The following is a 22,526-nucleotide window of genomic DNA, read 5'->3' on the forward strand; positions in this document are numbered from 1 at the left end:
GAGTTTTCCCTCTCTATTTCTATTCTTTGTATTAACCTTTTTTCAAACTCTTTCTGCTCAAATGCAAAAGGTGGATAGCCTTGAGAATGTATTGAGACAGTACTCTTCAAATAATCGGGAGAAAGTAGACATAATGAATGAAATAGGTTACATTATATATTCGAAAGATACCCAAAAAGCGATGAAATATGCCTCTGAATCAGCTCGGCTATCAGATCGTCTGAATTACACTAAGGGGAAGGCCGTCAGCCTGTGGGTAACCGGATTGGCTTATATTAAAAGCGACAAACAATCCTCTCTCAATTATTTTCGACAAAGCCTTGTGATGGCAGAAGTCATCAAAGAACAAACGGTAATATGCAATTGTCTGATTGCAATAGGAAACGTATACAAAGAACTTGGTGACATCCCCAAAAGTGATAAATCATACGAGCGTGCTCTTAAAATAGCGAATGAAATAAATGATAAGAGCCTTTTACTGAAATGCCTCGTTAATGCAGCACGAAGCCATAGTACAAAAGGAGAATATATAAAAGCTATCGAAATACTCGAAAAAGCCATTCTCTTGGCCGAAGAACTAAAGAATTATCCCGTTCTGTCAAAAGCATTAAACAATTTAGCGTGGATCTATGGCACTCAAAGTAACTATGCGGTAGCACTCGAATGTCATTTGAAGGCTCTGAAGATCAACGAGCAGCTCCGTGATAAATCAGCAATGGTGGCCAATTTTGTTAATATTGCCGGAATCCAATCCGACCAAAGAGAATATAAAGACGCCCTCAATTATCTTCAAAAAGCATTAAAGATTTCCGAAGAAATAAAAGATAATTTTAAGATATCCTCATGTTTGGCTAACATTGGTCATATATATATGAACATGAACGATCCTCGCGCGTTGGAATACTACGAAAAAGCTTTAAAAATTGGAGGTAATAGTAAGCTAAGCTTGACTATTAACATTTTAGTCAACATGGGTACTATATATAGCCGAGAGAAAGAATTTACTAAAGCACTTGATCATTTCAATGAAGCATTTCACCTTGCCGAAAAAATAGATTTAAAGCGAGCAAAAGCTGAGATATGGGTAAAAATGGGATTGATCTATATTCAAGAAAAACGTTATGCCGAAGCATTAGACTATTCCCAAAAAGGGCTGAAGATAGCCAATGAGTTGAAATTACTGAATCTTCAAAAAGAGATTTATGGACAGCTATCGGAGATTTATGCCGCAACAAATAATTATCAGGCAGCATATCAGAATCATATGCTATATAAATTATACAACGACAGTATATTCAACGAAAATAATATAAAGAAACTTGCAGACCTAGAGAGTGCTTATAAATACGATAAGGCAAAACAAGTCTACGAAATAGAAGCGCAAAATAAAGGATTAAAAATAAAAAGCCAACGGGCTGTCATTCTCTCCTTGATTGTAGCCTTCGTTCTTTTATTGTTACTCGTTATAATGACTACCCGTTCGTATAGGCTGAAAAAGCAGCTTCTTCGGTTAGAGTTGGAAGAGATCAATGCCGAACTGGAGAAAAATCAAAAGGAAATGACCTCAGCAACCCTTAAACTTGTACAAACTGCCGAGCGTGACGTGCGCAGCATAAAGATGCTAGAGAATATTGAGAAGAACACGACCCCTGAAGTAAGAGACGATATAAAATCTTTGATTTTCGATTATAGGTCACAGACATATAACTCCAACTGGGAAGAGTTTGAGATTTTATTTCAAAAGGTGCATCCTTCATTTTATAAAAATCTTAATGACCATTTTCCAATGCTGACTCAGAATGAACGTAAGCTATGCGTATTTCTCAAGCTGAATATGACGAACAAACAAATAGCCCAAATAACATTCCAATCGGAGGAAGCACTCAAAAAAGCACGGCAACGTTTACGAAAGAAACTCGAGATTGAACGAGATACGAACCTAGTATCATTTATTCAAAATATATAGATTAATTGGACGAAGAATAGAATAAAAAAAACGAAAGAGCGGGGTTATCCAAACATTGGGTAACCCTCTTCTTTTATTAAAAACGTATTATTTGATAGAGCATTCACATTCATCCACCTCTCTTTACATCTTTTCATATACAGATATTAATCAGACACATACAGCGATTACACAATAATATTTTTAATTGTCCCCTTTTTGTCCCACTCCCTTTTTTAGATCCACTACATGATTATGCTCTAATTTAGTGCTAGCAATTCTTTGTCCGGGGAACATCCCTATTCTTTATATATACGAAGATAAGTGAATAGTATATCATGATAAAAAAACAAACTCAAAGAGACGATCAACCGGATGATCTAACCTCTTTAATGCCGACAGTAATTTGTAAAAGCTTTACTCTTCGAGGTAATATCAAGCAAACCCGAGCGATTCGTATCGAAGGTACTATAATAGGAAACATTGAGCAAGCTGAAACGGTGGTGATAGGAATGACAGGGACAATAAGAGGGAATGTGAATACAAAAAAACTCATTGTCTTTGGGCATATCGAAGGAGACATATCAGCTTCCGAATCTGTACTAATAAAGTGTTCGGGACAAATAACAGGGAGACTCAATACAGAAAATCTGAGTATGGACGAGGGGGGTATATATGAAGGCGAAATAATAATGAAGCCATCCTCACTATAAGAAATATATAAAACATATAATGCTATTATTCTAATTTTTAATTGTTAAACACTTTTTTGAAAAAACCTATGTATGAAATTCAATCCTTTCCGAGTTTAATTGAGATCAACAACACAGTTTTGTCCCAAACCTCTAAAGATTTGCTTCATGGTCTGAAGATTCAGCACAATGACAAATGGTATATCTGTGGTGATCTAGCCTTGAACGAAGGACAGTTACCTCATAAACTGATAAACTCCTCTCCTGATGATATCGATTATCAGCTTCTTGCCAAAGCATCAATCCTGCTGGCACAGGATAAGATAGAACAACCGCTAACAATTACAACAGGCTTCCCCTACTCAACCTATTATATTTATAGAGATAAAGCCGTTGAATTCTTCAAAAAAACGCACCTACTCGACTATGATGCATCAACCCATAATGCAGGAAACAAAAAGAAAGTAGTGCTGGATGTGCAAAAAGTTGAAGTCATTCCCGAAATTGTCGGATGCACAATTGCAATACGAAAAGGAGAGCCCAATGTTTCGGGTAGTTTTTTTGTATTTAGTTGCGGCTTTGGCACTTTCGAGTCTATCTTAAGCACCGATTCGGGAATCGTAGAACAGGCAATGGTAAGTACACACGGAATCCGCTATGCTGTAAATCTAATGATTAACGAACTGAAGAGTAAATATTATCTCGAATTGAGAAATGTAAATCAGCTGGACGATGCTTTTCAGCGAGGATATATCTTCTTAAATCGTCAGAATGTTGATTTAAGAGAGATCCGTAAAAATGTTATCCAGACCTACTATCAGGAAGTGATATCGCCCAATCTACGGAGCATTATCAATGACTCCAACCTTGTGAAAACAAATCGGATATACTTATGTGGAGGCGCAATGTATTATCAGGAGCTAGTAGACTGTTTTATTGCAGAATTTGGACATTTCACAGAGATAACGGTATTGGATAATCCGGAAACACTCGCAAGCAAAGGATATGCTCTTAACTCTTTACGTGTAAGCGGCAGACCAAAATCGGCACTTGGTATTGATATAGGCAATGCAACAACTGTAGTGACAAATTTCGCAGGTGAATAGTATAAATAGAGAATAAAAGAATGTTTTTCATCAAACGAAAAAAAGCCAAACCTATAGAAAAAGAAACAGCAGAAGAAATAGCTGTATCAAATCAGGACAAAGTTGTTTTAGGTGGATTTTGCTTTACAGGAATGCAAAAAGGAAACTTTTTTGTAAAAGATAGGGCCATAGTAGATCCTACTGCAACTATTGATGGAAGCATAACTGCTACCGATTGTACAATTGGGGGTTTAGTTAAAGGGAATGTGTTTTGCACGAACACCATACAAATTAGTAGTTCGGCTGTTATAGAAGGCTCAATTATGGCAAAAAAGGCTATTATGGAAACAGGATGCAGAATTAATGGGTCGGTATCATTCACTCCAAAAGTAGAAGTTTCAATGTTAGCTATAAAGCTTATAGAAGCTGAAAAAATTATAGGAAACAAAAAGATTTCTAAAACCCGAGAGCTTCTTACTGAAGAGACGAATATACCCCAAAAAAGCTCTCCTATACCTGAAGCAAAGACAGTAGGCAAAGAACAGAAAAAAATAAATGCACAAAAACCTGAATCAGCAATAGCTCAATCCGTAGATAACGGTAATAATTGGTGGTAAGTGAATTTTTAGTAAACATTAGACGAAAAACTTTGTTCCGAAGTGATTTTATATCAAATCATCACTTCCGGAACAGTTTTTTTATTTATAATTAAATATTTATATATCTTTGCCGGATGACTAAGATTTTACATAAATCGGATTTGGTATTGTAAACAATCTGTACTTTCAAAACAGATTGTCCTTTCGTTTACTCTCAAATAAACCTTTTTGAGAGGAATATTCATATTATTATAATTTAATTTTAATCTGCGTACAATAGTGCTATAGCATTGTCATGCTTGCATATGTGCGCTAATACAAATAACGAAATGAATAACGAAAATAAAACAATTCACGATTTCGATTTTAATTTAATCTGCGAATTTTTCTCTAGCATGGAACGACAGGGACCCGGTAGTACCGATGCAACGCTCACTGCCCTTCGCTTTGTTGATAACCTAACCGACAAATCCCTTATTGCCGACATTGGCTGCGGTACAGGAGGGCAGACAATGACACTTGCCAAGCATATTGAGGGAAAGATTACTGCACTGGATTTATTTCCCGACTTTATCAATATTCTGAATCGTAATGCAAAGCAGCTAGGCATGCAAGACAGAGTGAAAGGAATTGTAGGCTCAATGGATAATCTTCCTTTTCAGAATGAGGAGTTAGACCTGATTTGGTCAGAAGGAGCCATTTATAATATTGGCTTTGAACGAGGGTTGAACGAATGGCGTAAATATTTGAAAACAGGTGGATATTTGGCTATCTCCGAGAGTTCATGGTTTACAGACGAACGTCCGGCAGAAATAAATGATTTCTGGATGAATTCATATGCTGAAATAGATACGATACCCAATCAGGTAGCCAAAATACACCGGGCAGGATATCTCCCTGTGGCTACATTTATTTTACCCGAAACGTGTTGGACAAAGTATTACTTTGCTCCTAAAGCTACTGCTGAAGAAGTTTTCCTGAATAAATATGCAGGAAATAAAGCTGCTGAAGACCTGGTTGCATCTCAACGCTACGAAGCGGAATTATACAACAAGTATAAAGAATTCTATGGCTATACATTTTTCATCGCAAAAAAGACAAAGCTATGATTGATCTAAATATTTATGGCTGGAGCGATAAATTAAGCCAACTAAAACAAGAATCAGTCCATAAAGCGTTGCCTCACGGACGGGTATCTATAGTCCACAGGACATGCTATGAGATTATCTGTGAAAATGGAATGTTCCAATGTGAACTGACCGGGAATATGATGTTCGGTAAATCAACTTTCGATTTGCCTTGCGTGGGCGATTGGGTAATTTTTCAACCATTCGATGACCAGAAAGGGATTATAGTTGATATGCTACCACGTGAACGTACTTTGTTTCGAAAGAAAAGTGGAACAGTATCTGACAAACAAGCCATTGCGTCGTACATTGACAAAGCTTTTATTGTACAAAGTTTGGATGATAATTTCAATGTTCGTCGGGCTGAACGTTTTATGGCTCAGATAGTGGAAGGAAACATTAGCCCGGTATTGGTACTCAATAAATCTGATTTGGAGTTTGAGAAAGAGAATATAAGCAACGCAATCAAGCACATTGCCGATCGGATGCCTGTATTGTTTACAAGTATCCACCAACCTCAAACGATTCTTCAGTTACGAGAGTTTATCACAGAAGGGGAAACAGTTGTTTTTGTCGGCTCTTCGGGTGTTGGGAAAAGTTCTCTGGTGAATGCACTTTGCGAAGAATCAATATTGCTAACATCCGATATAAGTTCGTCCACAGGAAAAGGAAAGCACACATCAACACGTCGGGAAATGGTATTGATGAAAGGATCGGGAGTACTAATTGATACTCCGGGTGTTCGAGAATTTGGATTAGCTATTGAAAATCCGGACTCCCTTTCGGGAATGCTTGAAATATCTGACTATGAAGGGTTGTGTCGTTTTAAAGACTGTGAGCATAAAAACGAACCCGGCTGTGCTGTCTTAGAAGCGGTAAGTAATGGAACATTAGACCGTAAAGTTTATGAGAGCTATCTGAAACTAAGGAGAGAAGCTTGGCATTTTTCTACTTCGGAACATGAAAAACGTAAAAGAGATAAATCTTTTTCGAAACTAGTAGACGAAGTCAAGAAGCATAAAGAAAATCTCTAATATTCAATTTAAATAATGCAGGTATTGCAAAATACCTGCATTATTTTATGATTTATTGAACCATTGCAAGACTCTATATCGTATAAATCAAACAATGGAATCATTAAACTATACTCATATTACATTACAACCTCCCATTCCTCAACATCTCCATCTATCGTTTTAAACAAAGGATGTGGATTTAAGTTAGCCAATGTTGGTAATTTATCGAATAACTCGGGGCTTCGTTTTTGAAGTTTTCGCCTCAGATGTTCAAATTCATATTCTAACTGTCCTTGTGTTACAAAGATTGGTCGTATATTTTCAATGAGACGGATCTTTTCCTTACTGTAATTATAGTTTCGTCTTACAGCCTCTTTATATATTTCAGTAAGAAAGGCGTCGATATAAAGATTGGGATCGGGGCTATTCTTAAAACGAATTAACTGAGGATGATTCGTATAACCTTTTGTATTCCCTAAAAGCACATTCTTAGCTAATAAGCCCTCACGCCAGGAGGCATTAAGCCCTGCCGAATCAAGATACATCGGATGTAAAGACCATAATCGCATATATTATTTTTCTAATAGTTTTTCGATCGTGCCTGAGATTTTTGATGGATTGGTTATTGGAGCATAACGATCAACGATATTCCCTTCCCTATCAATCAGGAATTTCGTAAAATTCCATTTTATAGAATCGCCTAAAAATCCTTTACTATTTTCTTTCAGATATTTATACAGAGGATCGGCATTCTCTCCATTTACGTCAATTTTTCCAAAAGTGGTAAATGTCGTTTTATACTTCATCTCACAAAACGAGGTAATCTCCTCATTTGTTCCCGGAGCCTGTTTCCCGAACTGATTGCAGGGAAAGTCCAATATTTCGAATCCCTGATCTTTATACTTAAGATATAAGTCCTGCAAATCTTTATACTGTGGGGTGAAACCACATGCTGTTGCAGTATTAACTATTAGCAGCACCTTCTCTTTATAGTTGGATAAAGGAACATCATTACCTTTACTATCCTTTACGGTAAAATCGTATATACTCATATTTATTGCTTTTACCATATACAACAATCTCGACCGATTTTAGATTAAATTATAACAAGTTTTATTATATAATTACTTTAATAATCTTTCTCTTTCTTTCCACATATACAACAAAGCCGATTTCAAAGCTTGCTTAGAAGACTTCGGACTAAAACCGAGCTCTCTTCGGGATTTAGATATATCAAAATCCTGTACCAACCCATAAAACATATTCACTTCTTTGGTAGTCATGGCAGGAGCTTTCCCAGATATTTTAGCACCAAATCCTAACAGAGCACCGAATAAATAAAGGACAAACCGAGGAACAGGTATCGGCTTTTTAAGCCTCAGTTGCGGAAACAATTCATCAGCCAATTTGATTGACTCAGTAATGGTCATACATTTTTCATTAGCCAAGATATATCGTTCTCCCGACTGCCCCTTCGTTGCAGCCAAAACACAACCTTCTGCCACGTCATTTACATCTATCCAGTTGAGGGTTATCTTGGTTTCGATAGGCAATTTATTGTTCAATATCGCCTTTAATATTTCATTCGAATTACTCAAGCGGTCTGCTATCACGCCCCCTATCATGGCTGAAGGTAATACGGCAACTAATTCTATATCATGCTTCTTTGCTAATTCGAAAGCGAGTTTTTCCGCATCATTTTTTGAGTTATAATACATATCCCTACGGTCGGGATTGTAGCCTGATTCTTCATTGATTGGTATTCCTTTTGTATAATGCAATGCGGCAATGGAACTGACATACACAATTCGCTTTACTCCGGCTTGGACTGCTGCCTCTATCATGACTTTGCAGCCATTCATATTCACATCGTAAATCTCTTTTTGCGGATCTTTTGCCCACAGCTTAAAGACGGCTCCTACCGCATAAAAAGTATCAACGCCACGCAAAGCCTGAAGCATTGAGTTCTTATCAGTTATATCTGCCTGTACCACTTCGCAATCAAGCCCATCGAATGGTTTTGTATTCTTGATATTGCGGACAGATGCTCTTACTTGATATCCTTTGGCAATTAAAAGTCTTACTAAGTTATTTCCTAAATGTCCGTTTGCGCCGGTAACTAAAACGATATTCTTCTGTGTCATTGTTTTATATTTAATAATTATGACACAAAATTCAGAATCGTAAAATCAATTACACTTGACTTTTGTTAGTTAATCAGATTTCGTCTTATACGGCTAAGACTTTCCGGTTTTATCCCAAGGAAGGAGGCGATATATTGCAATGGAACATTCTGAATAATGTTCGGATAAGACTTCATTAGTTTAAGATAACGTTGCTCGGCTGATAAGGTTGCCAAATCTTTAGACCGCTCTTCATTATAGATTACCGACTCCTGCAAAACCTGCATTCCATAATCTTTCCAAAACGTACTTATACTGACCAATTTATCATAATCCGGTTTAGTTATACGAAGTAGTTCGCATTCGGTAACAGTTTCTACATTTACCGAAGCTTTTGTTTGGTTTATAAAATCTGAAAAGGCAGTGAAGAAACCGTGAGGACAATTGAGATGCGTAGTAACTTCATCTCCATTATCGTTATAATAAAACAGGCGCATAAAGCCCGATATGATATAATATAAATGCTGAGGAATTTTTCCTTCTTCTTCCAAAATTCTGTTCTTTGGCATCAATACAGGCTGAAAAAGTGTTTTACACAGTTCTATGTCTTGTGATTGCATTTTATACCTAATTGAAATATCCTTTATCAGTTGTTCATGCATAGTCCAGAATCATTTCAATAATAAAATAATAATTGCAATCAGAGCAGGTAGTGCCTGCTTGAAAAAGATCGATTTTTGAGCAGTGACAGCGCCATAAATGCCTGCAATAGCAACACAACTAAGAAAGAACAATGCTATATTCTGACTCCAATCAGAATCTCCAATCAACAGTGACCAGATAAGCCCGGCGGCAAGAAAACCATTGTATAGACCTTGATTAGCAGCCAATCCTTTTGTTTTCTCGAACAATTCATCGGGAATACTTTTGAAAGTTGTACGACCTTTTGTTGTCCACGCAAACATCTCGATCCAAAGAATATAGATATGTTCAAGAGCGACAAGACCTATTAATATTTTAGATAATATTTCCATCTTTTCTTCTTTAAGAGTATTACCTTACGAAGTAAAGATTTATTTTTCAAGATAGTTATTACAATCTTTGCTTTTTATTATCTACTACTATTTTTTTCTTCTTTGCATATATTACAAAGTAAATTCCGACACGTGTATATATACTGTTTAAAACATTACAGGTTCCTACATAACTGCAGAAACCTGAATGTAAGAGTAAGCAGAAGAAAAATATCTACACTCAATTATTTTATATTAATCAGCATCTATTTTTTAGGCGTAACTTTTACAAACTTTACACCATGATATGGGATATCTGCTTGAAAGTTATTTGTAAAATTACCAAGATCTTTTTGTCTCCAAAGATCTCGAACCGTTACTTCACCCTGAATACCAAGCTTAGAGAAATCTAATTGCATCTTATAAGTCTCATTTTGTATTGCTTCTGCACTATCCTGATCCCACAGGATGAAATACGGATCTACATGAAAAAGACCTACAGCATAAGAGCCATCATATAACTTCTTATACCAGATTTGTCCATTTTCTGTCATAATTTTAACGGCAGGAGCGACAAGAGGATCTTGATCGACAGCAATAACTTCTCTGTTTGTTAAGAGGTTTAATGTAAAGTCATCTATATTCGCCATATCGCAACCTATGAGCAATGGAGCAGAAAGTATACTCCAAAGAGAGAGATGTGAATATTGTTCATCGGCTGTCAGATATGAGTCATGAACCTTTTCTCCCCAACCTTTTCCAAGCTTACCTATTACCAGCATGTCGGGGTCATTGTACTTGCCGGGTGCTGTTGCCGGAGCACAAACATCCTGAAAGAATCCGATCGCTGTAACAACATTCCACTCATCTGTAATATCGCGGGTAGTGCGCCACTGATTGCCACCGGCTTGTTCTCCCCAGTTCCATACATTGGGTGCACCATAACCAACACAGTAAACAATATCTCTATTTACTTTGTCCAAAGCTTTTCTCATCACGATATATGGCTCCTGAATTGATTTTTCTTCAGAATTTTTCTGTATTTCCAAGTAACCGCAATGGTCATATTTTAAATAATCAACGCCCCATTTTTCCCATGTTTTTGCATCGATCTCCTCATGCTGATAGCTTCCTACATGACCACCACAGGTTATATGTCCGGGCGAAGAATAAATACCAAACTTTAATCCTAAGGAATGGATATAATCGGTTAAGGCCTTGAAATTAGGAAATTTCTCATTTGATAGGATTTCTCCTTGCTTTGTCCGCTCTTTGGCTTCCCAGCCATCGTCAATATTAACGTAAGTCCATCCGTGTGCATGTAATTTATCATTCATCATTCGGGCGGCGTCACGTACTTTTTCGTCATCTACCGATAATCCCCAACAGTTCCAGCTATTCCAACCCATAGGTGGGGTTAAAGCTATTTCATCTCCGATTTTAAAAAGAACCTCTTTTTCATCGCGCCCTTTATCATTGGTAGCTTTTAGCAATACTTTATATTCTCCTTTTGTTGTTGCTTTACCTGTAATAAATCCTGTTGTCTGGTCTAACTTCAAACCATCAGGTAGCCCTGACGCTTCAAACTTCATCGGACGCTGACCTGTAGCCATTATTGTCCATAAGAATGGATTACCGGGACGAGCTCCATAAACCAGCGGATTGTTTATGATTGGATGTTCGGGGGATTGAGGTGTTAAAATATATTTCTCTTTCGCAATAGCTTTAGGCCATGCAGGAATAGGTTTTACTTCGCCTCGTGTAGTCACTTTCACATTGATCCAATCTGCATGATCGTACATGATGCCATCTCCACATTCTTCGACAAGTAGCAATACCTTATCTATTCCAGACAAGTCAACATTAAATTCTTGAATAGGATCACCTTTCTTCACAACACCGCTTTTCCAAAGCTCTTTACGATCTCCTATAATCTTGAACTGAAATTTTCCCGCATAAAGATTATTATCATCAGCTCCTGCCAACCCGGATATGGATAATGCTTTACCATCCAAATCGAAAAGCATACGTCCGATTGAATGTGCGCCGATACCCCGTTCGTAAACCACTCCGTTTACGGTTAGAGGAGTCCATACTACAGATTTATTAATTTGAGGGGTTCCCCAGTCTTGCACATAACACGAGCTAGAGCCTAGTTCATCTATCCATACTTCTTTTATGGGAGCATTGTTACAAGATTGTATACTCAGAAAAACTGCCATTATTGCAGCCAAAAGTGTGAAGTTCCTTTTTTTTCTCATTTTTATGTTTTTCTAATATTATAAGTTATTCATAGATGTAGGCAGTATCTTTTTTTGCCTGAAAACATCAGAGGCGATGACGATCTCATCACCGCCTCTGAGCAAACCAAATTTATCTACCTGCAATAAACTTTAACCACAACTAAAAATCTTCAATAATTTGTAGTTAATCACCTTTTTTGCATACCCGTATGTTATCAAAAGCAAAGTTACGCGCTATACTTTGATCTATTTCAATTCTCATATTGAAGGAATGGTAGTACATATTTTCCGGATAAGTTCCTGAATAGTTTCGTTTGAAAGGTAACGTTATCGTCTCCCAGCGGTTGAAATTCTGGAATACAAAATCAGAAGGAGTCCATTCCATTGGAGCCGCATCCCAGAAAAGGTAATTGAAGAACTTAATCTTGCCATCAACAAACTGGTTGGCGGTATAGAACTCACATTTTATAACATACTGATCCGAATGATCTAACATGTCGTCTGTTAGCGGCGTATTTCCTATCTCTATTATATACCACCAGCTACTCCAAGCCGACTTCTCATTTATATGTAAGTAATTACCACTCAATCGGTTTTTATCTTTCGGATCGGTAACTACATTAGTCATACTGCTTGGCACACGATTATCAAAGTCTACAATCATACATTCGTTATCATAGTATCGTCCCGGACAAGTAGACTCTATCTCATATTTTAAAGACTTCACCTTTACTTTGATATTTTTATCCACATCAAGGGGAACTCGTGCAGTCAGATAGTTATTCGCCGATTTGATCACATTGGATGTTTTACCGTTGAAATCAACAACAGCACTTACTGAGTCAATTTCATAAAGATTAAAGAAGTCCCCATAAATCATAATTGTATCACCCGGCTGTGTATATTCATTAAACATACGAACAAGCTTAAGATCGGGTGCAATAGTTTTTAGAGGATAATCTTGGCGACCCAATTTATTATAAATATAAACTTTATCTGTAGGCTCAAGAGATAGTTTAACCGGAACCTGCATATACAATACATCCTTCTCTGTATATACTTCTACCATGTCAACTTTAGATTCATTCACGTAAATAGAATCTATATTATGAATGTCCAATCCCGTTCCATGAATAGCGATAAAATCTCCTAGTTTGGCTTCGGTAATGGGGGTGTTCAGATCATTTATTGTTGTTATGCCTGATATTTGAATGGCAGTAGCATTATTTTCATCTTCCGAACATGCTGTAAAGAACAATCCGAGAAGTAAAGCTGCACTCAAGCATAAGCTTTTGATATTAAATATTTTTTTCATTGATCAACTTATTAATAATTAATAAATCAGAATTACCATCCAGGATTATTCCTGTCGATATAAGGATTGGTATTCACAACATCCAAAGGAAGTGGCAATAGAAGATGCTTCTCTTCACGACGTTTAATAACATCATTTTCGTCTGTTACACCAATAGCATTCATCACTTGCAAATAGATACCCCATCTCAATAAGTCGAATCGACGAATACCTTCAGCAGCAAACTCTTTGGATCGTTCTTCCAAGATGTAGGAACGGAAAGATTCTTTTGTAAATGGAACTTTTGCATTACGGGCTGCAGCGGTTGTACTATTGTTCCTTGCATTGAGCAATCCTACTTTTTCAAAAGCATCAGCAGTAGGTCCATTCAATTCATTATCAGCTTCAGCATATATCAACAATGTTTCAGGATAACGCATGTAAGGCCAATTCCAATCGGAGCGTGTACCATCGAGAGGAGTAGTAATTGCGGCAAACTTCAAAAGTTTAGATCCATAAGTTACAGCAGAATTAGCGACAACATCACTAGGATCATAGCCTCTTTCTCCTTTGCGCACATATACACTATCACGTTCAGGATAAAACTGATAAGTCATTTTGCCGGTCTGTTTATTATAAGTGGTAGGAATGCGGTGCATTACACCCCAAGTGATACGCTCATCGTCCCAATCATCAAATAATTGCAACCAGTGGTCTCGCTGAATATAGTAACCACTTGACCATTCACCATTATATTCAGGTTTAGGATAACCCAAATAGTCAGATGTTACATAGTTATAGAATAATGTTCCGTCTGAAGATACAGTCTGTAAACAGAATTGGAATTCTGGTCCATTTTTATATCCTGCACTCCATAGTGTTTCTTGATTTGGAGCCAGACTAAATTCTTTTTCAGCAATAACCTCTCCGGCTTTTTCCTTAGCCAAGCGATAATATTCCTGAGAATCGAACTCTTCATAACCAGCGACCAAATTCTTTTGATGTGTAATAGGAACAGGCATTAAGCGAGATGTTGTTCCATCAGGATTGGTTTTCTTTCCGGGACCACCTTTCACTGTTATCTGACCACTCTTCATAGAAGCAGAAGCAATAGTAGCATATACCTTAGCCAATAAAGCCTTAGCGCTACCCCGGCAAACATGCCCTTGTTTGTATTCGGAGTCTGTACGTGGCATCAAAAGCTGTTCGGCTTCCAATAGTGTTTCTATAATATGCTCATATACTTCTTTTACCGATGAGCGAGGCAGCTCTATAGCATTACCTTCTGATATCGATATTTTATACAACGGAATTGGTCCATAAAACTGTACCAGATTGAATTGTGCCCATGCTTTAAGGAAACGAAGTTCGCCCATAGCATTTTTGCGCGTTTTCTCGGGTACGGAAGTCATTTTGCTAACCAAAGAGTAATGGTAGTTAGCTCTATGGATAGTCTGAGAATAATATTTATAGAAATTATTATTTGATCCCTCATCATAGAAGTTTCCGGCTCCGATAGAACCAAAAGCCCATGTAGGTCCTGATTGGTAATCAGTATCAAAATTCACAATGTTATGATAGTTTCCCCACTCGAAAGGAAAATGTAGAGTATTATATGCTCCAGCAACTAATTCTTCATATTTTCCCGCAGCAACCAGTTTATCGTTAGAAGAGAATGTATACACTTCTTCATCCAAATCGCAAGAGGTCATCAGAAACAAACTTGTCACACAGATGCCCAATATTTTAGTAAGTTTCATATTCATGATTTTTTTAATTTAAAAAGCTAATTGAACACCCAAATTAAATGTACGGGCACTTGGATATGAAGACATATCTACACCCCTGCGTGTAGGATCACTACCAAATGCATTTACATCCGGATCATACCAGTCATATCCCGAAATAGTAAACAGATTGGATACACTAGCCACTACATTGAGAGATTCTATATATTTTACAGGAGATGGCCATCTGTAACCTAAACTAATATTCTTACAGCGGAGGTATGAACCATCTACAACATAACGGTCTGAGGCTTTCATAGAGCGAGTATATGTTCCGTCAGCCCGAGGCCATAGCGCATTATCTCTATTATCTGGAGTCCAACGGTTGTCCCAAACAAATTTCGGCATGTTACCTGAACCTGCCACATCAAAGCTTCTCAGGTTAGTATTCAGAATATCATTTCCCTGTGTTCCTTGCAGTAAGAAACTGAAAGTCCAATTCTTATAAGTCAATGTACTTGTCAATCCGTATTGGAAATCAGGATTCGTATTTCCGATAATCGTTTTATCGCGTTCGTCAATCATCGGATCATCATCCATATTCTTATACTTAATCTGTCCTACCATACTCTTTATCTTAGAGTCTGATTGTGTTTTATAATAAGGATCGGCACGAACTTCTGCTTCGTTGTTATAAAATCCATCTTCAACATAACCGTAGATAATACCAATAGGCTGACCGTTTCTTCTCAGGAACATACTTTCCATGCCCCATACTACATCTGAGAACTGATCGGCATTTAATCCTCCAATTACATTCTTATTAAATGAGATATTAGCATCCAAAGTCCACATCCAATCGGATGTTTTCACAGGCATAAAGTTTCCACTAAGCTCGAGTCCTTTGTTTACCACGTTACCATAGTTACATGCTAATTCACTAAATCCAGAACTAGCATCTATATATCTGTATTGAAGCAAATCGGTAGTTTTCTTATAGTAATAATCTGCTGTTAGATTAACCCGGCTGTTAAAGAAAGATACATCTAGTCCCAAGTCATATTGATTTGTAGTTTCCCATTTGAGATCTACAGCAGCAGGTCCTCCCCAACGGTCTTCTGCCATACCCGATGTTTGGGTACCATCAAAAGGATAGTTCTGGATAGTAAAGCGAGAACGTGTGGCGTATGCACTGATCCCCTGATTACCTGTTTGTCCTGCACTTAAACGAAGCTTTAGATTATCAAAGAAATTTAGATTCTTAATAAATGCTTCTTCTCCCAAACGCCAAGCAATAGCTCCGGAATAGAAGTTAGACCAACGGTTTTGTAGAGCAAAACGGCTCGATCCATCACGACGGTATGATGCTGTAAACAAATATTTATCTCTCAGGTTATAATTACCACGAACCAAATAAGACATCAATTGAGATTTCCATCTGCCACTGCTTATTTCACGGTCTTTAATACCTGCATTGATATTATTATCTTCGGTATCATCCGTTGGATAATTTTTACTACTCATCGATTTACTTTTACCCATCGATTTTTCATAAGTCATACCCACCACAGCATTAACAGCATGTATGCCAAATGTCTTATTGAATGTTAGCAAAGACTCGGTTGTAAGACCTTCATAAGCACTATCATCTTTTCGTCCATAACCATTTGTTGGAGCTTGGCCAGATCCTGTCCATCTGTTATAATACTGATTACGTTCATAAGAGTTGTAACCATAGCCTACATTCTGACGGAATTTCAACCAATCAGCAAAAGTTACTTCTGCAAAGCCTGATGTATATACAGATAAAGATGTCAGAATGTTTTTTTCTGTGTGAGCTGTTAGGTAAGGATTAGCCAAACCGCTTGAAAAATCTTCTGAGAAACCAGAGTCAGCTTCGGGGTCAAAAACGGGACGAGTAGGATTAAATCCAATAGCGGATTCAATTACTCCATAATTTTCACTGTTGGTACGAGCCAAACGGTTGTCTGATTTAGAAAAAGTTATATTATTACCAATCTCGATCCAGTTATTTACTTTGCGTGTATTATTGGCACGTACATTGTAACGTTTGTAATAAGAGTTTACAATGATCCCTTGTTGATCCAGCATCCCCCCTGAATACATAAAAGAACCATTTTTATCACCACCTGAAACACTTAAATTATACTCCTGACTAGTGGCTGTGTGAAATATTTGATCTTGCCAATTTGTACCATAAAACAATTTTCCATCCTGATTTCGATCATATCCATTCCTAAAATCATCAGGACTTGGTAGATACTCTCTCTTTATTACAATTTCTTGACCTGTAATCGGGTCTTTGCCTTTGGTTTCTGACCAACGCCCTGGAATTGGATAAGGAAGATTAGCTGCATCAACATAGCTTTTGCCATCATACAGATAGCCATTGATAACCAACTCATTTCTGTATTCGGCATATTCGGCAGCACTTAGTACCGGAATTTTTTTAACGGCAGACGCTACATTAAAATTAGAGCTGAATACTACTTTTGTTTTTCCACCCGAACCGGACTTAGTAGTAATGATAACAACACCATTTGCAGCACGAGATCCGTAAATAGCGGTCGCTGATGCATCTTTCAATACCTCGATAGATTCAATATCATGAGGACTGATCATACTTAGCGGGTTATTTTTTTGTTTTGTTCCATAATCGGTTTCAGGAGCTTCGCCTGTAGTAAAAGGTATACCATCTACAATATAGAGAGGTTCGGTACTTGTAGTAAATGAGTTAGCTCCACGAATCTGGATACTAATCCCTGAGCCGGGAGCTCCATCGGCTTGCGATACAGAAACTCCGGCCATTTTACCTTGCAAACCCTGATTGATACTCACTGGATTTGTTCTAAGTAGTTCATCGCTTTTCAATGAAGAAACGGATCCGGTAAGGTCTCTTTTCTTTACTGCACCATAACCGATAACCACAGTTTCTTCGAGCATTTGGCTATCTTCTGTCAATACAACATTAATGGTATTTTTACCTTTTATAGCTACTTCTTGCGTTTGATAGCCTATAAAGGAGAAGATAAGCGTTCCATTCTTGGGAGCATCAATCGAGTAATGTCCATCAATCTCTGTGATTGTCCCCACATTTGCATTTTTTACACGGACCGTAGCACCAATAACAGGACTCCCTGATTCATCAGTAACCACACCTGTAATTTTTACTGATTGAAGAGCTTCTAATGTAGTAGCCTCCAAACTGTCCGGAACAAATATCAGTGCTATAATAAGCACCCATATGATTCCAGATATAGAACCGAATAGTCTTTTCATAGATTTAATTTTATAAAATGAGGTTTTTCACTGTATTAAAAGAATTCTCATAAAGTCTCGAATTTACCTTATAGATTACTAGTAAATTTTACACTATTAGCCTGATTCTATTTAATAGTTTAATAGTTCAATGATTTTTCGTTTAGTGTTTGTACGGGTGGCTTCTTCCCCATACAGTGGTTTTTTCTGAGACATTCATACTTTATCTGATTTTCGGATTAATAAATAATTCATCAACATATACTTTCTGAGGGGCGTCGAAAGCGACTTTGATGTATCGTGCATTTTCATTCAATTCGTCGAATAGTACTCCATCAATCCATGCATCATGCTTGTTGTTTGGGAAGTATGGTGCATCTTTAATAGATGCGAGTTCATATTTTACTCCATCATTGGATGTGAAGACGTAAACTTTATATGGTGTTCCTATTTCCTCCTGATTGTAGTTGAGGCTGCGCATCAAAACCTTTTCAACCTTAGTTTTGTTCTGCAAATCAACGACTATTTCGTGATGTCCTTTTTCAAATTTTACCCAACGGCTATCTAAACTATTCTCTTCTGCAACTTGTCCGTCAAAGAGATTTTTCAATCTTGTATCATTTATCATTTGAGGAGCGGCTGAATTTTCCAACTTCTCTTGCAAAGTGGCTTCAAATAGCTTCCAATATGTATTACCGTTTTTCCATGCCATATAATTATTATATAGTTCGTTAGACCAAACAGGCTGACCTAACTGAAACGGTGATTTTGGGTCTTCGATAATACCTCCAAACATGAATGAAATAATCTTATCGACATGGGCGGAAGATGCTGCAACTTGCTGCGACAGTAAACGGGAATAAGCTGCGGGAATCAAGGCTGAATTACGGTCATTGGTTTTTTCCTCCCATGTAAAAGTTTCACAATTAGCCCAAAGTTCTATATTCAATCTATTGTGAATATCACGCATTCTTTGCCAGTTCTTTTTCAATCGAGGAAGTGTAAACTTGTCTCGTACGCAACCCACTTCATCCTGATAGGCAATGATATCCACTTTGAGTTTTGCCAATTGCTTCTCATAATCGGGATTATCGAATTCGGATAGTCCTATTCCATAGGGAGAAATCAATGTTTTCTTTCCGGGTGTCAATGCGTTTGCTTTTTCTGTCAATGTATTCACAGACTGTACAGCATGTTCGGCAAATATCGGACACAAGCAATCTTCTACAGGCAAATACCAACCGTAAAAAGCTTTATGATTTTTGTATAGAGTTGCCAGTTCTTCCATTATCTGAAGCTGACGTTTTTTAATCTCTGGGTCAAGCAAATTGTCATCCTGATCTTTTGCCCATCCTGTGCTCATAAATACTTTCATGTTATGCTTTGCAGCTTCATCAAGAATCGCCTCTACGGGACTCTTTACGTTCTTATCGTATAACCAGGGCATCAGTTTCGATGGATAATAAGCTTTACCTTCATTGGCTACCTCCATAAAGACTAAATACTCGATACCCATAGCCGACAATTCTCGTACTTTAGCTTCCCATAACTTAGGGCTGGTATTATCAAAATTTTGAGGATTTGTATATTTGTTCCTAACATCCTTATATGCTAAATTTATCCACGTACCGGTAATAGGTTGTACACCTAGAGCCGCTTTATTATTTTTCTCACTTTTTTGTTTATTGGGCACACCATTATCTGCATGTAATGTGTTACCCGGCAGTATCGCAAGTATTGCCAGTAATGCAATTACAACTTTACAAAAATTTTGCCTCATAATAGTTTATATTATATTAATAAAAAGTTTAGTTACTTCCAGATAAAATTATCAGCACCAAACCGGAAATAAAAAGAATCAACATCACTGAGAGTAATAGGTTGATAGACTTTGGTGCTCCTTTAAATTCCTTCCACACAAATAGTCCCCACAAGGCAGCGACCATTGTTGCTCCTTGTCCCAGTGCGTAAGATATGGCTGGTCCCGCTTTTCCTGCAGCAATATAACTGCACGCAGTACCCAAAGCCCAAATACCTCCGCCAAGAAGACCTATCAGATGGGTTTTCATATTGCCTTTGAAGTATTGGCTAAATGATATAGGCTCGCCAACAAATGGCTTTTTCATTACAAGGGTATTGAATAGGAAATTGCTGACAAATATTCCTATTGCAAACACAAACAGAGCTGAGTAAGGAGTGAGCATACCACTGGTTGGAGCCTCCAAATTTTCAAGATCCATAGACGCTGCAACAAAACGGTAGAAGAACGACATCAGTATACCGGCGCAGATAGCAATCACGATTCCTTTTTTTCGAACGCCCTGATCTGATGAAGCCTTGGCAACCTTACTCGATGCAAATCCATTAAAGATGATAGCCAAAACGATCAGAAATACTCCTAAAAATAAAACAACAGGATCTCCCTTTGGTGTACTGAAATAATTGACAAATACCCCTAATACCAAAGCCAAGCCTACGCCTACCGGAAATGCAACAGACATACCGGCGAGCGATACAGACGATGACAACAGTATATTAGAAGCATTGAATATAACACCCCCAAGCAATGCACTCCAGAGATAGTTGGGGCTGGCCTGAAGCAGATCTTCTACAAATCCTCTTCCATTTTCACCGAAACTACCTAATGTCAGTCCCCATACCAAAGAGAATAGAAGTATACCGACAACATAATCCCAATAAAACAGCTCGTAACGCCATGTTTTAGCCGCAAGTTTTTGTGTATTACCCCAAGAACCCCAACAAAACATTGTCACCCAACATAAGGCTACAGCTAATCCATAATTTTCAACAATATACATAACTGCTTATTTATAGGTTAATTGATTCGATTGATCTGAATAGATAACAGCCTCTCCGAAATAGACCTGTGCATCATTGCGTGGATTAAGCCACTTGTAGCTTACATTATGTGCACTCTTTGGTAATTGATATCTGTGAAATAGATCTACTCTGCGGTTATCTATAGAAGTCGCTTTTGCGACCGGAAGATTTGCTGTTTCAATCAGATTTCCATCTATATACATTTCCACTTTGGCCACATACGATTCGTCTGTGCATTTTACATAACCTTTTTGGACAAAACCGATCCCGTTAAAAGTAAAATCAAGCCTATCTTTTAATGTTGCGTTAATTTCCATTTTTTCAACAGGGTAATGACCTTCGAAAGATTTTTCATATTTTACAGCGACAGGTTTCTGAGTTTTAATCGTGATTTGATTATTTTCTACTTTACCACCTTCTTTTTCGATTACCTGCAAAGCGTGTTTTAAACCTAAGTCATACAATTTGTTCAATGAGACATCGGTATATGCAAACGGTCTGTCTTCAACCTCATATAGGCTTTCTTTCCAAGATTCAGGAATATTGGAATATCCCAAGATTGTACCTAAAATTCCTGCTGCCGTTGCTGCATTACAGTCTGAGTCTTGCCCACACCGAGCTGCGATATCCATAGTAGAAAAGAAATCTCTCTTACCATACAACAAACCGATTAAGACATAAGCACTGTTGATTTTTGCATCAATATTGAAGGGCAAGAATACTCCATCGGGACAACCGACTTCCGAAGACCATTTTTTTTGGCATTCAAACCATGTTTGTTTCCAATCGTTCGGATATTGTTTGTGCCAGTTTATAATGTCTTTCATACAGAGATAAAAGTCGCTCTTTTCGGGAATCGTTTTTAAAGCCTCAGTCACAATAAACTCCACATCGTCTGAAACAAAAGACATAGAATACAAAGCCCCGGTATATACTCCTCCATACCATCCATCTCCGTAAGTAAAAATATGTCCAACCTTATCAGATATCTCTGATGCCGCATTGGGCATTCCGGGAGTCATCAAGCCGGCAAAATCTGCTTCAATTTGATAATCAATATCATCTGCATGTGGGTTGTTCAACCAATGTCCCGACAGTGGAGGCATAATACCTTGTTTGATATTATATCGGGCCACCTGATTGGCATGCCAAAGAGGGAACTCTGTATTGGCAAAACTAACAGCAAATGAATCGGCAGGTGCTTGTAAACCTAAACGTTCAAATACATTAACGAAAATAATATCTACATATAAGTCATCATAGAGTCCCGGAAAAGTATCAAAATAATGCTTTACCCTGTCCTTTGACCATTTTATCGGAGTATAATCCTGAATTATAGTGCCGTTGTGGATAAATTCCACAGGCCCTCCGTACGTGCAACCAATCGTTTTAGCTGCCCAACCTCCTTTTATTTTGTCAGCCAGCACCTCTTTGGTCATAGATACCTCCGATGGCACTGATGTCTGAGTAACAGCAGAGCTACACGCTGTTGCCAACCCAATAACAAAATAAATGCAGATGAAAAGAATTGTGTTTTTCATA

The 22,526-nt window shown here is 37.6% G+C and carries 18 protein-coding genes; 6 read left to right on the forward strand and 12 right to left on the reverse strand.

All coding sequences use genetic code 11. The features are described 5' to 3' along the window. Nucleotides 1–61 precede the first annotated feature (61 nt). The 6 genes from BGO84_RS14000 (at nucleotide 62) to rsgA (ending at nucleotide 6,482) form a co-directional block, all read left to right on the forward strand. On the forward strand, nucleotides 62–1,966 hold the full coding sequence (locus tag BGO84_RS14000) for a tetratricopeptide repeat protein (RefSeq protein ID WP_291030092.1): 1,905 nt from the start codon (nucleotides 62–64) through the stop codon (nucleotides 1,964–1,966). 317 nt (nucleotides 1,967–2,283) lie between these two features. Next, nucleotides 2,284–2,658, forward strand: a complete 375-nt coding sequence (locus tag BGO84_RS14005; RefSeq protein ID WP_291030094.1) for a polymer-forming cytoskeletal protein — start codon at nucleotides 2,284–2,286, stop codon at nucleotides 2,656–2,658. Nucleotides 2,659–2,726: 68 nt separating this feature from the next. Continuing rightward, nucleotides 2,727–3,743, forward strand: coding sequence for a ParM/StbA family protein (locus BGO84_RS14010; protein WP_291030096.1), 1,017 nt, complete (start codon nucleotides 2,727–2,729; stop codon nucleotides 3,741–3,743). Between the two features lie 20 nt (nucleotides 3,744–3,763). Further along, nucleotides 3,764–4,339, forward strand: a complete 576-nt coding sequence (locus BGO84_RS14015) for a polymer-forming cytoskeletal protein (RefSeq protein WP_291030098.1) — start codon at nucleotides 3,764–3,766, stop codon at nucleotides 4,337–4,339. Between the two features lie 311 nt (nucleotides 4,340–4,650). Continuing rightward, nucleotides 4,651–5,430, forward strand: a complete 780-nt coding sequence (locus BGO84_RS14020; RefSeq protein ID WP_291030100.1) for a class I SAM-dependent methyltransferase — start codon at nucleotides 4,651–4,653, stop codon at nucleotides 5,428–5,430. Then, a complete protein-coding gene (rsgA, locus tag BGO84_RS14025; protein WP_291030102.1) occupies nucleotides 5,427–6,482 on the forward strand; it encodes a ribosome small subunit-dependent GTPase A in 1,056 nt (351 codons plus the stop codon). The genes BGO84_RS14020 and rsgA overlap by 4 nt, the downstream gene beginning before the upstream one ends. 119 nt (nucleotides 6,483–6,601) lie before the next feature. On the opposite strand, the gene BGO84_RS14030 is transcribed toward rsgA, so the two are convergent. From BGO84_RS14030 to BGO84_RS14085, 12 genes are all read right to left on the reverse strand, one after another. Further along, nucleotides 6,602–7,033, reverse strand: coding sequence for a pyrimidine dimer DNA glycosylase/endonuclease V (locus BGO84_RS14030; RefSeq protein WP_291030104.1), 432 nt, complete (start codon nucleotides 7,031–7,033; stop codon nucleotides 6,602–6,604). A gap of 3 nt (nucleotides 7,034–7,036) precedes the next feature. Then, the gene (locus BGO84_RS14035) at nucleotides 7,037–7,516 is read right to left on the reverse strand and encodes a glutathione peroxidase (RefSeq protein WP_291030106.1); all 480 of its coding nucleotides are present in this window, start codon (nucleotides 7,514–7,516) and stop codon (nucleotides 7,037–7,039) included. A 72-nt stretch (nucleotides 7,517–7,588) separates the two neighbouring features. Continuing rightward, nucleotides 7,589–8,608 carry an NAD-dependent epimerase/dehydratase family protein gene (locus tag BGO84_RS14040; RefSeq protein WP_291030108.1) on the reverse strand — a complete coding sequence of 340 codons (1,020 nt, stop codon included), beginning with the start codon at nucleotides 8,606–8,608 and terminating at the stop codon, nucleotides 7,589–7,591. Between the two features lie 65 nt (nucleotides 8,609–8,673). Beyond that, entirely contained in the window at nucleotides 8,674–9,207 is a 534-nt protein-coding gene (locus BGO84_RS14045; RefSeq protein ID WP_291030110.1) for a Crp/Fnr family transcriptional regulator, read from the reverse strand. A 51-nt stretch (nucleotides 9,208–9,258) separates the two neighbouring features. Then, a complete protein-coding gene (locus BGO84_RS14050; protein ID WP_291030112.1) occupies nucleotides 9,259–9,621 on the reverse strand; it encodes a DUF1304 domain-containing protein in 363 nt (120 codons plus the stop codon). Nucleotides 9,622–9,866: 245 nt separating this feature from the next. Further along, on the reverse strand, nucleotides 9,867–11,861 hold the full coding sequence (locus BGO84_RS14055; RefSeq protein ID WP_291030114.1) for an NPCBM/NEW2 domain-containing protein: 1,995 nt from the start codon (nucleotides 11,859–11,861) through the stop codon (nucleotides 9,867–9,869). A gap of 166 nt (nucleotides 11,862–12,027) precedes the next feature. Then, a complete protein-coding gene (locus BGO84_RS14060; RefSeq protein WP_291030116.1) occupies nucleotides 12,028–13,158 on the reverse strand; it encodes a glycan-binding surface protein in 1,131 nt (376 codons plus the stop codon). A 32-nt stretch (nucleotides 13,159–13,190) separates the two neighbouring features. Continuing rightward, nucleotides 13,191–14,897 (reverse strand): RagB/SusD family nutrient uptake outer membrane protein, encoded by a 1,707-nt coding sequence (locus BGO84_RS14065; RefSeq protein WP_135104540.1) that lies wholly within the window; start codon nucleotides 14,895–14,897, stop codon nucleotides 13,191–13,193. 18 nt (nucleotides 14,898–14,915) lie between these two features. Next, on the reverse strand, nucleotides 14,916–18,164 hold the full coding sequence (locus BGO84_RS14070) for a TonB-dependent receptor (protein WP_135104539.1): 3,249 nt from the start codon (nucleotides 18,162–18,164) through the stop codon (nucleotides 14,916–14,918). Between the two features lie 202 nt (nucleotides 18,165–18,366). Then, a complete protein-coding gene (locus tag BGO84_RS14075; protein ID WP_291030118.1) occupies nucleotides 18,367–19,923 on the reverse strand; it encodes a DUF4434 domain-containing protein in 1,557 nt (518 codons plus the stop codon). Nucleotides 19,924–19,951: 28 nt separating this feature from the next. Then, nucleotides 19,952–20,962 carry a GRP family sugar transporter gene (locus BGO84_RS14080; protein WP_291030120.1) on the reverse strand — a complete coding sequence of 337 codons (1,011 nt, stop codon included), beginning with the start codon at nucleotides 20,960–20,962 and terminating at the stop codon, nucleotides 19,952–19,954. A gap of 6 nt (nucleotides 20,963–20,968) precedes the next feature. Next, complete coding sequence (locus BGO84_RS14085) at nucleotides 20,969–22,525, reverse strand: ADP-ribosylglycohydrolase family protein (RefSeq protein WP_291030122.1); 1,557 nt, start codon at nucleotides 22,523–22,525, stop codon at nucleotides 20,969–20,971. Nucleotide 22,526: the final 1 nt, after the last annotated feature.

The sequence above is a fragment of the Dysgonomonas sp. 37-18 genome (assembly GCF_001899125.1).
In the GTDB taxonomy this organism is placed as follows: Bacteria; Bacteroidota; Bacteroidia; order Bacteroidales; family Dysgonomonadaceae; genus Dysgonomonas.

Coding starts and splice junctions, on each gene's coding strand:
- BGO84_RS14010 (WP_291030096.1), top strand. CDS start 2,727: ATGTATGAAATTCAATCCTTTCCGAGTTTAATTGAGATCAACAACACA.
- BGO84_RS14070 (WP_135104539.1), bottom strand. CDS start 18,164: ATGAAAAGACTATTCGGTTCTATATCTGGAATCATATGGGTGCTTATT.
- BGO84_RS14075 (WP_291030118.1), bottom strand. CDS start 19,923: ATGAGGCAAAATTTTTGTAAAGTTGTAATTGCATTACTGGCAATACTT.
- BGO84_RS14015 (WP_291030098.1), top strand. CDS start 3,764: ATGTTTTTCATCAAACGAAAAAAAGCCAAACCTATAGAAAAAGAAACA.
- BGO84_RS14055 (WP_291030114.1), bottom strand. CDS start 11,861: ATGAGAAAAAAAAGGAACTTCACACTTTTGGCTGCAATAATGGCAGTT.
- BGO84_RS14020 (WP_291030100.1), top strand. CDS start 4,651: ATGAATAACGAAAATAAAACAATTCACGATTTCGATTTTAATTTAATC.
- BGO84_RS14000 (WP_291030092.1), top strand. CDS start 62: ATGCAAAAGGTGGATAGCCTTGAGAATGTATTGAGACAGTACTCTTCA.
- BGO84_RS14050 (WP_291030112.1), bottom strand. CDS start 9,621: ATGGAAATATTATCTAAAATATTAATAGGTCTTGTCGCTCTTGAACAT.
- BGO84_RS14085 (WP_291030122.1), bottom strand. CDS start 22,525: ATGAAAAACACAATTCTTTTCATCTGCATTTATTTTGTTATTGGGTTG.
- BGO84_RS14040 (WP_291030108.1), bottom strand. CDS start 8,608: ATGACACAGAAGAATATCGTTTTAGTTACCGGCGCAAACGGACATTTA.
- BGO84_RS14035 (WP_291030106.1), bottom strand. CDS start 7,516: ATGAGTATATACGATTTTACCGTAAAGGATAGTAAAGGTAATGATGTT.
- BGO84_RS14065 (WP_135104540.1), bottom strand. CDS start 14,897: ATGAAACTTACTAAAATATTGGGCATCTGTGTGACAAGTTTGTTTCTG.
- BGO84_RS14080 (WP_291030120.1), bottom strand. CDS start 20,962: ATGTATATTGTTGAAAATTATGGATTAGCTGTAGCCTTATGTTGGGTG.
- BGO84_RS14045 (WP_291030110.1), bottom strand. CDS start 9,207: ATGCAATCACAAGACATAGAACTGTGTAAAACACTTTTTCAGCCTGTA.
- rsgA (WP_291030102.1), top strand. CDS start 5,427: ATGATTGATCTAAATATTTATGGCTGGAGCGATAAATTAAGCCAACTA.
- BGO84_RS14005 (WP_291030094.1), top strand. CDS start 2,284: ATGATAAAAAAACAAACTCAAAGAGACGATCAACCGGATGATCTAACC.
- BGO84_RS14060 (WP_291030116.1), bottom strand. CDS start 13,158: ATGAAAAAAATATTTAATATCAAAAGCTTATGCTTGAGTGCAGCTTTA.
- BGO84_RS14030 (WP_291030104.1), bottom strand. CDS start 7,033: ATGCGATTATGGTCTTTACATCCGATGTATCTTGATTCGGCAGGGCTT.